A 14,040-nucleotide genomic window follows, 5' to 3' on the forward strand; every position below is an offset into this window, starting at 1 on the left:
GCTATTTGTGCAAAATGTTGATGTGGCAATTGTGGGCGGCGGCATGGTGGGACTGGCGCTGGCCTGTGGATTACAGGGCAGTGGCCTGCGAGTGGCGGTGCTGGAACAGCATGCGCCCGTCCCCCTGAAAGAGGATGCCCCTGCACAACTGCGTGTCTCGGCGATCAACGCCGCCAGCGAAAAACTGCTGACGCGCCTGGGCGTCTGGTCATCAATTATTGCCCATCGCGCCAGCTGTTATCACGGCATGGAAGTGTGGGATAAAGACAGCTTTGGCCGCATTGCCTTTGACGATCAGAGTATGGGTTACAGCCATCTCGGTCATATTATTGAAAACAGCGTCATTCATCAGGCGTTGTGGAACAAAGCCCGGCAGTGTTCGGATGTGTCAATCCTGGCACCGGCGGAACTGCAACAGGTGGCCTGGGGTGAGAACGAAGCGTTTCTTACCCTCAAAGATGGCAATATGTTAACCGCCCGGCTGGTCGTCGGGGCCGATGGCGCTAACTCATGGTTACGCAATAAAGCCGATATTCCACTGACCTTCTGGGACTATAACCATCATGCGCTGGTGGCGACCATCCGTACCGATGAGCCGCATCAGGCTATTGCGCGGCAGGTTTTCCACGATGAAAGCATCCTCGCGTTTCTGCCGCTGGCCGACCCGCACTTGTGTTCAATCGTCTGGTCGCTGCCGCCTGAGCTGGCTGCGCAAATGCAGCAGGCAGACGAAGAGGCCTTCAACCAGGCGCTGTGCGTCGCGTTTGATAATCGCCTGGGGTTGTGTCACGTGGAAAGCGAGCGGCAGGTCTACCCGCTAACCGGACGTTACGCGCGTCATTTTGCCGGGCATCGTCTGGCATTGATGGGCGATGCGGCGCACACCATCCATCCTCTTGCCGGGCAGGGCGTTAACCTGGGCTTCATGGACGCGGCAGAACTGGTGAGCGAACTCAAGCGGCTGCACGCTCAGGGCAAAGATATTGGTCAGCACATGTATCTGCGCCGCTACGAACGCAGCCGTAAACACAGTGCCGCGCTGATGCTGGCCGGGATGCAGGGTTTCCGGGAATTGTTTTCCGGCACCAACCCGGCAAAAAAACTGTTCCGGGACATTGGCCTGAAACTGGCGGACAGATTGCCTGGGGTAAAACCACAGTTATTGCGTCAGGCGATGGGACTGAATGACCTCCCTCAGTGGTTGCGTTAACTGCGTCACACTTTCCCTTCCCCCTCGCGGGAAGGGATACCCTGCCTCATTTGAAAAATTCTAATTTCACGTCATTTTTCAGATTAGTTTTTCTCATCTCTCGTTTTTTTGCTGTCGGGAAAATTATCTCTTTTGTGGTGGTAAATATCGCTGTTTGCGATACCCGCTATGCGGGAGTGATTCTTTATGCGCCATTTCACGCTTAATCCTGGTGTAATATTCTGTTGGGGTTTTTGTGAAAAATGGTCATAAGCTAATGTGATGACCCATTTTCTCTTATGGTTAAGTGCCGCTTTCGGTGATAAGTTCAGGCGAAAGTGAACGTTTGCGTCGGCGACCGGGATCGGTGTCGACGTCTTGTCATGCGATGATTTTTTCACCGCTGAAAACGTGAAAGCCCCGCTTATTCGACGAGGAAAAGATGGCCCAGCAGACTCCTTTGTATGAACAACACACGCTGTGCGGCGCACGCATGGTGGATTTCCATGGCTGGATGATGCCGCTGCATTACGGCTCGCAAATCGATGAGCACCACGCGGTGCGTACCGATGCGGGCATGTTCGATGTATCGCACATGACGATTGTCGATTTGCGTGGCAGTCGAACCCGTGAATTCTTGCGCTACCTGCTGGCAAATGACGTAGCGAAACTCACCAAACCCGGCAAGGCGCTATATTCCGGCATGCTAAATGCGTCGGGCGGTGTCATTGATGACCTCATCGTCTACTATTTCACCGAAGACTTCTTCCGCCTCGTTGTAAACTCCGCCACCCGCGAAAAAGACCTCTCCTGGATTACCCAACACGCTGAACCTTTCGCCATTGATATCACCGTCCGTGACGATTTGTCGTTGATTGCCGTCCAGGGGCCAAACGCGCAGGCTAAAGCCGCGACCCTGTTCACTGACGAACAGCGTCAGGCAGTAGAAGGCATGAAGCCCTTCTTTGGCGTTGAGGCCGGCGATCTGTTTATCGCGACCACCGGCTATACCGGCGAAGCGGGTTATGAAATCGCGCTGCCGAACGAACAGGCAGCCGATTTCTGGCAGAAGCTGGTGCAGGCGGGCGTTAAGCCTTGTGGCCTGGGCGCGCGCGACACTTTACGCCTTGAAGCGGGCATGAACTTGTATGGTCAGGAGATGGACGAGGGCGTTTCGCCGCTCGCCGCCAATATGGGCTGGACCATTGCCTGGGAACCGGCGGACCGTGATTTTATCGGTCGCGAAGCGCTCGAATTACAGCGCGAGAAAGGCACCGAACAATTAGTCGGTCTGATCATGACCGAGAAAGGCGTGCTGCGTAACGAATTGCCGGTGCGGTTCACAGATACCCACGGTAACGCGCAAGAAGGCGTGATTACCAGCGGTACGTTCTCGCCGACGCTGGGCTACAGTATTGCACTGGCGCGTGTGCCTGCGGGCATTGGCGACACGGCAATCGTTCAGATCCGTAATCGTGAAATGCCGGTAAAAGTGACGAAACCTATTTTTGTACGCGCTGGCAAAGCCGTCGCGTGATTCATTCTTATTTGGAGATTTAGTGATGAGCAACGTACCTGCAGAACTGAAATACAGCAAAGAACACGAGTGGCTGCGTAAAGAAGCGGATGGCACGTACACCGTCGGTATCACTGAACATGCTCAGGAACTGCTGGGTGACATGGTGTTTGTTGATCTGCCCGAAGTGGGCGCAACCGTTGCCGCAGGTGATGATTGCGCCGTCGCGGAATCCGTGAAAGCGGCTTCCGATATTTATGCGCCGATTAGCGGCGAAATCGTTGCTGTTAACGAGGCACTGGGCGATGCGCCGGAGCAGGTTAACAGCGAGCCGTACGGCGAAGGCTGGATTTTCAAAATCAAAGCCAGTGATGAATCGGAAGTTGCTGCGTTGCTGGATGCGACCGCTTACGAAGCCTTACTCGAAGACGAATAACGGTTTTCTCCCTCTCCCTCACGGGGAGAGGGGCGGGGTGAAGGAATATTAGCGCTTTCACCCCAAACCTCTTCCTGACGAAGAGGCAATTTTAAAATCACCGCACGTTTCAGGAACCATCGCTCATGACACAGACTTTAAGCCAGCTTGAAAACCGTGGCGCTTTCATTGAACGTCACATTGGGCCGGATGCTCAGCAACAGCAGGAGATGCTGAAAACGGTTGGCGCGGATTCGTTAAACGCACTGATTGCCCAGATCGTGCCGAAAGATATCCAGCTTGCCACGCCGCCGCAGGTGGGTGAAGCCACGACCGAATACGCCGCACTGGCGGAGCTGAAAGCGATTGCTGGTCGCAACAAGCGCTTTAAGTCTTACATTGGCATGGGTTATACCGCCGTGCAATTACCGCCGGTTATCCTGCGTAACATGCTCGAAAACCCTGGCTGGTACACTGCCTATACGCCGTATCAGCCGGAGGTGTCACAAGGGCGCCTTGAAGCCTTACTGAATTTCCAGCAGGTGACGCTCGACCTGACTGGCCTCGACATGGCCTCGGCTTCTCTGCTGGATGAAGCTACCGCCGCTGCCGAAGCAATGGCGATGGCAAAGCGCGTCAGCAAACTGAAAAATGCCAACCGTTTCTTTGTTGCCGCCGACATTCATCCGCAAACGCTCGATGTGGTGCGCACCCGTGCCGAAACCTTTGGTTTTGACGTTATCGTGGATGATGCCAGCAAGGTGCTGGATCATCAGGATGTGTTTGGCGTGCTGTTGCAGCAGGTGGGCACGACCGGCGAAGTGCATGACTACAGCGCACTGATTACCGAGTTGAAAGCCCGTAAAATTATGGTCAGCGTAGCCGCCGATTTTATGGCGCTGGTGTTGTTGACCGCGCCGGGCAAACAAGGGGCAGACATTGTCTTCGGTTCTGCGCAGCGCTTCGGTGTGCCGATGGGCTACGGTGGCCCGCATGCGGCATTCTTTGCCGCAAAAGATGAATTCAAACGCTCAATGCCGGGACGTATTATCGGTGTCTCCAAAGACGCGGCGGGCAATACCGCACTGCGTATGGCGATGCAGACCCGCGAGCAGCATATCCGTCGCGAAAAAGCGAACTCCAACATCTGTACTTCGCAGGTACTGCTGGCCAACATCGCCAGCCTGTACGCGGTGTATCACGGTCCGGTTGGCCTGAAACGTATTGCGAGCCGTATCCATCGTCTGGCCGATATTCTGGCGGCCGGCCTGCAGCAAAAAGGGCTTAAGCTGCGTCACGCGCACTACTTTGACACCCTGTGCGTGGAAGTGGCCGACAAAGCCGCCGTGCTGGCGCGTGCGCAAGCGGCTGAAATCAACCTTCGTAGCGACATTCTGAATGCCGTGGGTATCACGCTCGATGAAACCACCACGCGTGAAGATGTGCAGAAACTTTTTGCCGTCGTGCTGGGCGATGCGCACGGACTGGACATTGACGTGCTGGATAAAGACGTGGCGCTCGACAGCCGCTCTGTGCCTGCCGCCATGCTGCGTGATGATGCGATCCTGAGCCACCCGGTCTTTAATCGCTATCACAGCGAAACCGAGATGATGCGTTACATGCACTCTCTGGAGCGCAAAGATCTGGCGCTCAATCAGGCGATGATCCCACTGGGATCTTGCACCATGAAGCTGAACGCCGCAGCGGAAATGATTCCGATCACCTGGCCTGAATTCGCCGAACTGCATCCGTTCTGCCCGGCAGAACAAGCCGAAGGCTACCACCACATGATCAACCAGCTTTCCGACTGGCTGGTGAAACTGACGGGTTACGATGCCCTTTGTATGCAGCCGAACTCTGGCGCGCAGGGGGAATATGCGGGCCTGTTGGCGATTCGTCACTACCATGAGAGCCGCAACGAAGGCCATCGCGATATCTGTCTGATCCCAAGCTCTGCACACGGTACCAACCCGGCATCCGCACAGATGGCAGGTATGCAGGTGGTGGTGGTGGCCTGTGATAAAAACGGCAACATCGATCTGGCCGATCTGCGCGCGAAAGCGGAACAACATGCGGCAAATCTCTCTTGCATCATGGTGACCTACCCGTCCACCCACGGCGTCTACGAAGAGACTATCCGTGAAGTGTGCGAAATTGTGCATCAATTTGGCGGGCAGGTTTATCTCGACGGCGCGAACATGAATGCTCAGGTGGGGATTACCTCTCCGGGCTTTATCGGTGCGGATGTGTCGCATCTCAACCTGCATAAAACCTTCTGTATTCCGCACGGCGGTGGCGGTCCGGGTATGGGGCCGATTGGCGTGAAAGCGCATCTGGCACCGTTCGTACCGGGCCACAGCGTGGTGCAGATTGAAGGCATGCTGACCCGTCAGGGCGCGGTATCTGCCGCCCCGTTTGGTAGCGCGTCGATTCTGCCAATTAGCTGGATGTACATCCGCATGATGGGCGCCGAAGGGCTGAAACAGGCAAGCCAGGTGGCGATTCTGAATGCCAACTACATCGCCAGCCGTCTGAAAGAGGCATTCCCGGTTCTCTATACGGGTCGCGATGGTCGCGTGGCGCATGAATGTATTCTCGACATTCGCCCGCTGAAAGAAGAGACCGGTATCAGTGAAATGGATATTGCGAAGCGCCTGATTGACTACGGTTTCCATGCGCCGACCATGTCTTTCCCGGTTGCGGGTACCCTGATGGTTGAGCCGACGGAGTCAGAAAGCAAAGCGGAACTGGATCGCTTTATTGACGCGATGCTGGCCATTCGTGGCGAGATCAACCGCGTAAAAGCAGGCGAATGGCCGCTTGCCGATAACCCGCTGGTGAATGCGCCACATACGCAGAACGAGCTGGTGGCGGAGTGGCATCACGGTTATACCCGCGAGCAGGCTGTCTTCCCGGCGGGTGTAGCGAACAAGTACTGGCCGACGGTAAAACGTCTTGATGACGTTTACGGCGACCGCAACCTGTTCTGCTCTTGCGTGCCGATGAGCGAATACCAGTAATTAGCGCTACGCTTCTACAGGCCGGGTGAACGTTCGCGTTACCCGGCCTTTTTTATCAGGAGGAATATAGATTGGCAATTGCACTGGTCACTGGCGGTAGCCGGGGAATAGGAAAGGCGACAGCGATGCTGCTGGGCGCAGAAGGGTACACGGTCGCGGTCAATTATCAGCACAATGCGCAGGCCGCGCAGTCAGTGGTTGAAACCATTATCGCGGCGGGCGGAAAAGCGTTCGCGGTTCAGGCGGATATTGGCGAAGAAGAGCAGGTCACCGCGATGTTCGCGCGCATTGATGAGGCGGATGAACCGCTGACCGCGCTGGTGAATAACGCCGGGATCCTGTTTACCCAAAGCCGCGTGGAAGCGATGACGGCGGAGCGCATCAACCAGGTTCTGCGGACTAACGTGACGGGCACCTTTCTCTGCTGTCGGGAGGCCATTAAACGTATGGCGCTGCCGCACGGCGGAAAAGGCGGTGCGATAGTGAATGTCTCTTCGGCCGGGGCGCGTCTGGGTTCGCCCGGCGAGTATGTTGATTATGCCGCGTCAAAAGGGGCGATGGATACGCTTACCACGGGCTTGTCGGTGGAAGTCGCGGCGCAGGGTATTCGGGTTAACAGCGTTCGACCAGGCTTTATCTATACGGAAATGCATGCCTCTGGTGGTGAACCCGGGCGGGTCGATCGGGTGAAGTCGATGCTGCCGATGCAGCGTGGCGGCCAGCCGGAAGAGGTGGCGCAGGCGATAGTCTGGCTGTTGAGCGATAAGGCATCCTACGTGACGGGAAGCTTTATCGAACTGGCGGGGGGTAAGTAAGCGACTCCCTCTCTGCCCGGCCCTTCTCCCCGATGGGAGAAGGGCAGGATGAACAGTATACCGGTTAGATATTCTCGCCGTTGCTAGCGATCACTTCTTTATACCAGCTAAAACTCTTCTTACGGGAACGGGACATGTCGCCGGTGCCGTCATCATGCTTGTTCACGTAGATAAAGCCGTAGCGTTTGCTGTACTGGCCGGTGGTGAAAGAGACGCAGTCGATACAGCCCCACGGTGTGTAACCCATCAGGTCAACACCATCATATGTGACCGCCTCAACCATCTCTTTAACGTGAGCACGCAGATAATCGATACGATAATCGTCGATAATACTGCCATCTTCTTCTACTTTATCGTACGCGCCAAAGCCATTTTCAACAATAAACAGCGGCTTCTGATAACGCTCATACAGTTCGCACAGCGCATAACGCAGACCTACCGGGTCAATCTGCCAGCCCCAGTCGGATGCTTTTACATGCGGGTTCGGTACGCTGCCCTGGAAGCCGGAAATGGCATCACCAGTGCCGCCTTCGGCTTTTACCGCATTGGTCATGTAGTAGCTAAAGCCGAGGTAATCACAGGTCCCTTCACGCAGAGCCTGCTCGTCGCCCGCTTCCATTGTGATGTTGAAACCACGACGTTCCCATTCGTTCAACACGTAAGACGGGTAGTAACCACGCAACTGAACATCAGTAAAGACATAGCGCTCACGCATGGATTCCTGTGCAAACATCACATCTTCTGGCTTACAGGAGAACGGATACAGCGGCACCATAGCCAGCATGCAGCCGATTTTCATTTCCGGATTGATGCGGTGACCTATTTTCACCGCCAGCGCGCTGGCCACGAACTGATGGTGCAAGACCTGATACATGGTCTCTTCCGGATTTTCATGGTCGGTATAGACCACCCCGGAGCAGCAGTAGCCGAACAGTGGCGCGCGCCAGTTACGCTGGTTGTTGATTTCGTTGAAGGTCATCCAGTATTTAACCTTCGCTTTGTAGCGCTCAAACACCACTTCGGCGAAGCGGACAAAGAAATCCACGACCTTACGGTTAGTCCAGCCGCCGTACTCCTGCACCAGGTGCAGCGGCATTTCGAAGTGAGACAGGGTAATTACCGGTTCGATGTTATATTTGAGCAGTTCATCAAACATATCATCATAGAATTTCAGGCCTTCTTCGTTAGGCTGCAATTCGTCGCCTTTCGGGAAGATGCGTGTCCAGGCGATAGAGGTACGGAAGCATTTGAAGCCCATTTCGGCGAAGAGTTTGATGTCTTCTTTATAGTGGCCGTAAAAATCGACCGCTTCATGGTTCGGGTAGTATTTTCCTTCGATGACCTGCCGGGTGATTTCGCGTGGAACGCCGTGCGCGCCACCGGTGAGCACGTCACAAATGCTTGGGCCTTTTCCGCCCTGATTCCAGCCACCTTCAACCTGATGTGCGGCAACGGCGCCGCCCCATAAAAAGTCTTTCGGTAAGGTCAATTTTTTCATCGTTGCTACTCTCGCCCTGGTAATAAAATCTGCGCTCGAGTCTAGCAAAGGGAATAAAAATGTCACGATATAACAAATTACCCTTAAGGTGATTTGTTACACCAATAAAACAATATGTTTTTTTTATGCTATTTTCTTCGCCAGTTTTCGGCCAAGTGATTCCAGAATATAGATCACCGGAATTTGCGTCGTAATATCATAAACACCCGCAATGCGTGTTTGCGGGACATGCCAGGAAAGATTGAAATCCGCCAGTTTTGCCAGGCGCGAATGCTCATGGCTGGTGATGGTCAGGACTTTGCAGTGATGGAGGCTGAACTGGCTGGCGAAACGCAGGATCTCCTCGGTTTCCCCGGAGACAGACAACACGATAGCCAGTGCATTTCTGGCCATGTCATTTGTGACCGGAAAATAAGGGTCATCGATATGATTACTGAATTTTCCGACATTCGAAAAGAAGCGTGCGCCATATTTTGCCAGAGCACCGGATGTGCCTGCACCAACAAAAATAATACGCTCCGACGATAAAATAATGTCGACCGCTTTATCTAATAACGTGTCGAATTCGTCGTTATTCACACTTTTAAAAAAGCTGATAATTTCGCTGGCGCCAAAATTAGCCTGCTGGGGCTCGTTTTGCTCTAAATATAATTTAAAGCGGACGCGAAATTCTGAATAACCTTCACATTGCAGTTTGCGGCAGAAACGCAGCACCGTGGTGGTTGAGACTCCAGCGCCGTCGGCCAGTTCGCGGATGGTCATGTACATCACTTTGTCACGATTTTTGACGACATAGTTGTAGACCATCATCTCAAGATTGTTGAGACTGGCGATAGCGGCGTGGGAGAACATACTCACTGTGTCAACGACTCACTTATCAGATTTATCATCAGGGAATAATAACATGCAGCCGAACGACATCACTTTTTTTCAGCGCTTTCAGGACGACATTCTGGCAGGCCGCAAAACAATTACTATCCGCGATCAAAGTGAATCGCACTTTCGCGTCGGGGATATCTTGCGCGTGGGACGTTATGAGGATGACGGCTATTTTTGCACCATCAAGGTGATTGGTACCTCAACGACCACCCTTGACAACCTGACAGAAGAACATGCGCAGCAGGAGAACATGTCCCTGCCTGAGCTCAAAAATGTCATTGCCGATATCTACCCCGGACAGAACCAGTTTTATGTGATTGATTTCAAGGTTCTTTAGAAAAACAGTAACGCCTGTTAGTCTAAATTCTTATATAACTAATTGATATTTATCTGTTCATATAAATATCATGATTTATTTAAGCGAACAGGTGTGCACTGGAATCATTCTCAGTTACTCTATAGGCGCGACGTTTTATTTTGAGTTCTCCCGGAGTTAACTATGGCGGATAGACCATTAATCGCACAGGGATATACGCTGGCTGAGGAAATAGCCAACAGCATCAGCCATGGCATCGGGCTGGTGTTTGGTATTGTTGGACTGGTGCTTCTGCTGGTGCAGGCCGTTGACAGTAATGCCGGCACGCTGGCGATCACCAGCTACAGTCTCTATGGCGGCAGCATGATTCTGCTGTTTCTCGCCTCCACGCTTTATCACGCTATACCGCATCAGCGGGCAAAAGTGTGGCTTAAGAAATTCGACCACTGCGCAATCTATCTGTTGATTGCCGGAACCTATACGCCTTTTCTGCTGGTGGGACTGGATTCGCCGCTGGCACGGGGATTGATGGTTGTTATCTGGGGCCTGGCACTGCTGGGGATCCTGTTCAAGTTGACCATTGCCCACCGTTTCAAAGTGCTGTCGCTGGTGACCTACCTCACCATGGGTTGGCTGTCGCTGATTGTGGTTTACCAACTGGCGACCAAACTGTCGATTGGCGGGGTGACGTTACTGGCCGCGGGTGGGGTGGTTTACTCGCTGGGCGTGATATTTTACGTTTGTAAGCGCATTCCCTATAACCATGCTATCTGGCACGGCTTCGTGCTGGGCGGCAGCATATGTCACTTCCTGGCGATTTATCTGTATGTCGGACAGGCTTAAAAGCTGAATCGATAGCCGAAAATTCCCCGGCGGCGTGGCGCTTGCCGGGGCTACGGATGCTGGTGTTTGGCAGCCTGGACATCAAACAGGGGGGAGCGCAGCAGGCGCTCCTGTCCGTTACTCTTCTTCCAGCGAATAAGGCAGCGGCTCGATAGCCAGAGTGTTCGCATCATCACGCACGCGAAACACGCTGTCTGGCTCCATATCGTTGTTCATCACAACCTGCACCAGCAGTTTGCCGTCATCCAGTTGCGCGGCAGCCAGCACTGTACCGGTACGACGCCAGTTTTCACCCATTTTCAGTTCCAGATCTTCACCGGCTTCCGGCACCCGGCTGGCTTTCCCCGCCAGATACCACAGTGCGCGTTTATTCGCGCCACGGAATTTCGCGCGGGCAACCATCTCCTGGCCGGTGTAACACCCTTTCTTGAAGCTGATACCGCCCAGTGCCTGAATATTTGTGGCCTGGGGAATAAATTGCGCGCTGTTAACGGTGTCAATGACCGGAAGGCCCGCTTCGATATTGAGCGCCAGCCACTGCTGGCTGTTGTTAAGTTGGGCTTCGCCACGCAGGGCTTCTGTTACTTTTTCTGCGGTGGCGACGTCGGTCACCAATAAAAAACGTTCTGCCGGATGGGCAAACCAGAGAAGGGTGGTTTCACCCTCATGAACAAGCTGTTTGTCTGCATCCGGCAGGGCCGAAAACAGATTGGCCAGCGCGGCGCGAGCCTGGAACCCCGCGACACCCAGCAGGACATGTTCGTTGTCTGCTTCGATAGTGACTTTGGAGAACACGGCGTACTTTTTCAATTCTTTAAGCTGAGACTCCGCGACGCTGCGGCGTAAAATCCAGCTAAAACCTTCAGCGGTGCGGAACAGACGCAGGTTGCTCCACATTTTGCCTTTTGCATCGCAGTGCGCAGCCAGCAAATGTTGATCGTCAGTCAGTTTCGCCACATCGGCTGTAACCTGGCCTTGCAGGTATTTCTCACTGTCTGCGCCCTTGATAGTCGCCAGTGACCAGTCATCGAGAGTCATAAGCGTCAGCGGCAGTCGCGCTGATGCGGTCGGCTGGCGCGGAGGAAACGGAGTAAAAGCCATAGTATTGTCCTGATTAGCCTGATGCATATTTTCACTTAATGGTAAAAGAGCCGTTGCCCAATGCAAGCGATAAAAACAGGCGATTTGTGCCTTATAAAGAGTATGGGAAAAAGCACGCAAAATGGCTGTAATGGTTGCAATGCATGGGATTTATTCTGGAAGTCACCTCGTAAACATAAATATTCCGCCGATGGATGATTAAAAACACGTTACAATGGCAACCCATCGTGGCTATGCAGGTTTCAGAACATGGATATTAACAACAAAGCCCGTATTCATTGGGCATGTCGGCGCGGAATGCGTGAGCTGGATATTTCCATCATGCCTTTCTTTGAACATGAATATGATTCGCTGAGTGATGATGACAAACGTGTGTTTGTGCGTCTTCTGCAGAGCGATGACCCTGATTTATTTAACTGGCTGATGAATCACGGCAAACCTCAGGACGAGGCGTTGCAGCGAATGATCCAGTTAATTCAGACACGGAATCGGGAACGTGGTCCTGTGGCAATCTGATATACGCGTCTCATGGCGCTCACAGTGGCTCTCACTTTTACTCCATGGCTTGATGGCGGCTTTCGTGTTGCTGTTACCCTGGCCATTGAGTTATACGCCGCTTTGGTTACTGCTTTTGTCACTGGTGGTGTTCGACAGCGTACGGAGTCAGCGCCGCATTAATGCCTGTCAGGGAGAGATCAAACTGTTGATGGATGCACGTTTGCGCTGGCAAGGCGTGGAGTGGGAAATCGTCGGAACACCATGGATGCTGAATATTGGCATGATTCTGCGTTTGCGTCGGGAAAAAGATGGTCGCCGACAGCATCTGTGGCTGGCCGCAGATAGCATGGATGCGCAAGAGTGGCGTGATTTGCGCCGACTGATTTCGCAACAATCGGCGCAGCGTCAGCACTAAGCTCAGGCGAACTGTCCGGCTATTTCTACCAGAATCTGTTCGCACCAGTTCTGGATACGTTCATCGCTCAGGTCATATTGATTGGTTTCGTCCAGCGCCAGACCCACAAACAACTGTCCATCGGCAATGATCGGTTTGGTGCTGGTGAATTCGTAGCCTTCTGTTGGCCAGTAACCAATGAATTTTACTCCACGCGGAGCCAGCTTATCGTGCAGCATTCCGAGCGCGTCGAGGAACCACTCGCCGTAGCCGAGTTGGTCGCCCATACCGTACAGTGCGACGATTTTTCCGTCGAGATTGAGTGTGTCGAGCTGCTCCCAGATGGCTTCCCAGTCTTCCTGCAATTCACCAAAGTCCCAGGTGGGAATGCCAAGAATCAGAGCATCGTACTGCTCCATTAATACGGGGGCGTCGTCTTTCAGGTTGTGTAACGTCACCAGTTCCGGGCCAATGATATCGCGGATTTTTTCTGCCGCCATTTCGGTGTAGCAGGTACTGGAACCATAAAACAGGCCGATGTTCATAACGTAAACGTCTCAATTCCGGATGTGTCTTTGCGAGCAGTGTACCAGAATCACACCGCAATCAGGCATAATGCAACGATTCGAAGCAAGGAGGAGCACAGGTGGAACAAGATTTCGCACGTATCGAACAATTTCTTGATGCCCTCTGGCTGGAGCGAAACCTGGCGGAAAATACCCTCAGTGCGTATCGTCGTGATTTGCAGGGGCTTGTGGAATGGCTACATCATCAGGGGCTGTCGCTGGAAAGCGCACAGGCGGATGATTTACAAAACCTGCTGGCGCAAAGGATGGACGGCGGCTACAAGGCAACCAGCTCAGCACGTTTGCTCAGCGCGATGCGCCGTTTCTTCCAGCATCTGTACCGGGAGAAGTTTCGTCAGGACGATCCCAGCGCATTACTTGCTTCGCCAAAACTGCCACAACGTCTTCCGAAAGATCTCAGTGAAGCGCAGGTTGAGCGGTTATTAGCGTCGCCAGCCATTGACCAGCCGCTGGAGTTACGCGATAAAGCGATGTTGGAAGTGCTTTATGCTACCGGGCTTCGCGTCTCGGAACTGGTAGGGCTGACGATGAGCGACATCAGCTTGCGCCAGGGGGTTGTGCGCGTCATCGGTAAAGGAAATAAAGAGCGCCTGGTTCCGCTGGGGGAAGAGGCGGTGTACTGGGTAGAAAACTATCTGGAACATGGGCGTCCCTGGCTGTTGAATGGCGTCTCAATCGATGTGCTGTTTCCGAGCCAGCGTGCTCAGCAGATGACACGGCAAACATTCTGGCATCGCATCAAACATTATGCGCAACTGGCGGGTATCGACAGCGAAAAACTCTCGCCGCACGTTTTGCGTCATGCGTTTGCTACCCATTTACTGAATCACGGTGCAGACTTACGTGTGGTCCAGATGTTGCTTGGCCACAGCGATCTCTCTACGACCCAGATTTATACGCATGTCGCGACGGAGCGGCTGCGACAGCTTCATCAGCAACATCACCCGCGGGCGTGATCGTTGTTTTTTA

The 14,040-nt window shown here is 53.6% G+C and carries 14 protein-coding genes; 10 read left to right on the forward strand and 4 right to left on the reverse strand.

Annotated elements, in window-relative coordinates:
* Positions 1 to 7: 7 nt before the first annotated feature.
* The 5 genes from ubiI to MRY16398_RS04625 all read left to right on the forward strand — a co-directional run bounded on the left by ubiI (position 8) and on the right by MRY16398_RS04625 (position 6,955).
* Positions 8 to 1,210 (forward strand): FAD-dependent 2-octaprenylphenol hydroxylase, encoded by a 1,203-nt coding sequence (ubiI, locus tag MRY16398_RS04605; protein ID WP_039077983.1) that lies wholly within the window; start codon positions 8 to 10, stop codon positions 1,208 to 1,210.
* A 421-nt stretch (positions 1,211 to 1,631) separates the two neighbouring features.
* The gene (gcvT, locus tag MRY16398_RS04610) at positions 1,632 to 2,726 is read left to right on the forward strand and encodes a glycine cleavage system aminomethyltransferase GcvT (RefSeq protein WP_071196003.1); all 1,095 of its coding nucleotides are present in this window, start codon (positions 1,632 to 1,634) and stop codon (positions 2,724 to 2,726) included.
* 25 nt (positions 2,727 to 2,751) lie between these two features.
* Positions 2,752 to 3,141: a glycine cleavage system protein GcvH gene (gene gcvH / locus MRY16398_RS04615; protein ID WP_039077981.1), complete on the forward strand. Its 390-nt coding sequence runs from the start codon at positions 2,752 to 2,754 to the stop codon at positions 3,139 to 3,141.
* 125 nt (positions 3,142 to 3,266) lie between these two features.
* Complete coding sequence (gcvP, locus tag MRY16398_RS04620) at positions 3,267 to 6,140, forward strand: aminomethyl-transferring glycine dehydrogenase (protein WP_125123905.1); 2,874 nt, start codon at positions 3,267 to 3,269, stop codon at positions 6,138 to 6,140.
* A 71-nt stretch (positions 6,141 to 6,211) separates the two neighbouring features.
* On the forward strand, positions 6,212 to 6,955 hold the full coding sequence (locus MRY16398_RS04625) for an SDR family oxidoreductase (protein WP_039077979.1): 744 nt from the start codon (positions 6,212 to 6,214) through the stop codon (positions 6,953 to 6,955).
* A gap of 64 nt (positions 6,956 to 7,019) precedes the next feature.
* Here the strand turns inward: MRY16398_RS04625 and MRY16398_RS04630 are convergent, their stop codons facing one another.
* Both MRY16398_RS04630 and MRY16398_RS04635 read right to left on the reverse strand, forming a co-directional pair.
* Positions 7,020 to 8,453, reverse strand: coding sequence for a 6-phospho-beta-glucosidase (locus MRY16398_RS04630; protein ID WP_079497183.1), 1,434 nt, complete (start codon positions 8,451 to 8,453; stop codon positions 7,020 to 7,022).
* Positions 8,454 to 8,576: 123 nt separating this feature from the next.
* Positions 8,577 to 9,305, reverse strand: a complete 729-nt coding sequence (locus MRY16398_RS04635) for a MurR/RpiR family transcriptional regulator (RefSeq protein ID WP_039077977.1) — start codon at positions 9,303 to 9,305, stop codon at positions 8,577 to 8,579.
* A 52-nt stretch (positions 9,306 to 9,357) separates the two neighbouring features.
* On the opposite strand from MRY16398_RS04635, the gene yqfB reads away from it, so the two are divergent.
* Positions 9,358 to 9,669, forward strand: coding sequence for a N(4)-acetylcytidine aminohydrolase (gene yqfB, locus MRY16398_RS04640; RefSeq protein ID WP_039077976.1), 312 nt, complete (start codon positions 9,358 to 9,360; stop codon positions 9,667 to 9,669).
* 162 nt (positions 9,670 to 9,831) lie between these two features.
* Positions 9,832 to 10,491, forward strand: a complete 660-nt coding sequence (gene trhA, locus MRY16398_RS04645) for a PAQR family membrane homeostasis protein TrhA (protein ID WP_125123906.1) — start codon at positions 9,832 to 9,834, stop codon at positions 10,489 to 10,491.
* Between the two features lie 117 nt (positions 10,492 to 10,608).
* Here the strand turns inward: trhA and ygfZ are convergent, their stop codons facing one another.
* The gene (ygfZ, locus tag MRY16398_RS04650) at positions 10,609 to 11,592 is read right to left on the reverse strand and encodes a tRNA-modifying protein YgfZ (RefSeq protein WP_071196007.1); all 984 of its coding nucleotides are present in this window, start codon (positions 11,590 to 11,592) and stop codon (positions 10,609 to 10,611) included.
* Between the two features lie 249 nt (positions 11,593 to 11,841).
* Between ygfZ and sdhE the strand changes: the two genes are divergently transcribed.
* On the forward strand, positions 11,842 to 12,108 hold the full coding sequence (sdhE, locus tag MRY16398_RS04655) for an FAD assembly factor SdhE (protein WP_039077973.1): 267 nt from the start codon (positions 11,842 to 11,844) through the stop codon (positions 12,106 to 12,108).
* Positions 12,089 to 12,505: a protein YgfX gene (locus MRY16398_RS04660; RefSeq protein WP_039077972.1), complete on the forward strand. Its 417-nt coding sequence runs from the start codon at positions 12,089 to 12,091 to the stop codon at positions 12,503 to 12,505. Before sdhE ends, MRY16398_RS04660 begins: the two co-directional genes overlap by 20 nt.
* A gap of 2 nt (positions 12,506 to 12,507) precedes the next feature.
* On the opposite strand, the gene fldB is transcribed toward MRY16398_RS04660, so the two are convergent.
* On the reverse strand, positions 12,508 to 13,029 hold the full coding sequence (gene fldB / locus MRY16398_RS04665) for a flavodoxin FldB (RefSeq protein ID WP_125123907.1): 522 nt from the start codon (positions 13,027 to 13,029) through the stop codon (positions 12,508 to 12,510).
* A gap of 101 nt (positions 13,030 to 13,130) precedes the next feature.
* On the opposite strand from fldB, the gene xerD reads away from it, so the two are divergent.
* On the forward strand, positions 13,131 to 14,027 hold the full coding sequence (xerD, locus tag MRY16398_RS04670) for a site-specific tyrosine recombinase XerD (RefSeq protein WP_039077970.1): 897 nt from the start codon (positions 13,131 to 13,133) through the stop codon (positions 14,025 to 14,027).
* The last annotated feature ends 13 nt before the right edge of the window (positions 14,028 to 14,040 follow it).

Origin of the sequence: Phytobacter sp. MRY16-398, from assembly GCF_003925915.1 — a bacterium.
In the GTDB taxonomy this organism is placed as follows: Bacteria; Pseudomonadota; Gammaproteobacteria; order Enterobacterales; family Enterobacteriaceae; genus Phytobacter; species Phytobacter diazotrophicus.

Coding starts and splice junctions, on each gene's coding strand:
- gcvT (WP_071196003.1), top strand. CDS start 1,632: ATGGCCCAGCAGACTCCTTTGTATGAACAACACACGCTGTGCGGCGCA.
- gcvH (WP_039077981.1), top strand. CDS start 2,752: ATGAGCAACGTACCTGCAGAACTGAAATACAGCAAAGAACACGAGTGG.
- gcvP (WP_125123905.1), top strand. CDS start 3,267: ATGACACAGACTTTAAGCCAGCTTGAAAACCGTGGCGCTTTCATTGAA.
- MRY16398_RS04630 (WP_079497183.1), bottom strand. CDS start 8,453: ATGAAAAAATTGACCTTACCGAAAGACTTTTTATGGGGCGGCGCCGTT.
- MRY16398_RS04635 (WP_039077977.1), bottom strand. CDS start 9,305: ATGTTCTCCCACGCCGCTATCGCCAGTCTCAACAATCTTGAGATGATG.
- yqfB (WP_039077976.1), top strand. CDS start 9,358: ATGCAGCCGAACGACATCACTTTTTTTCAGCGCTTTCAGGACGACATT.
- trhA (WP_125123906.1), top strand. CDS start 9,832: ATGGCGGATAGACCATTAATCGCACAGGGATATACGCTGGCTGAGGAA.
- ygfZ (WP_071196007.1), bottom strand. CDS start 11,592: ATGGCTTTTACTCCGTTTCCTCCGCGCCAGCCGACCGCATCAGCGCGA.
- sdhE (WP_039077973.1), top strand. CDS start 11,842: ATGGATATTAACAACAAAGCCCGTATTCATTGGGCATGTCGGCGCGGA.
- fldB (WP_125123907.1), bottom strand. CDS start 13,029: ATGAACATCGGCCTGTTTTATGGTTCCAGTACCTGCTACACCGAAATG.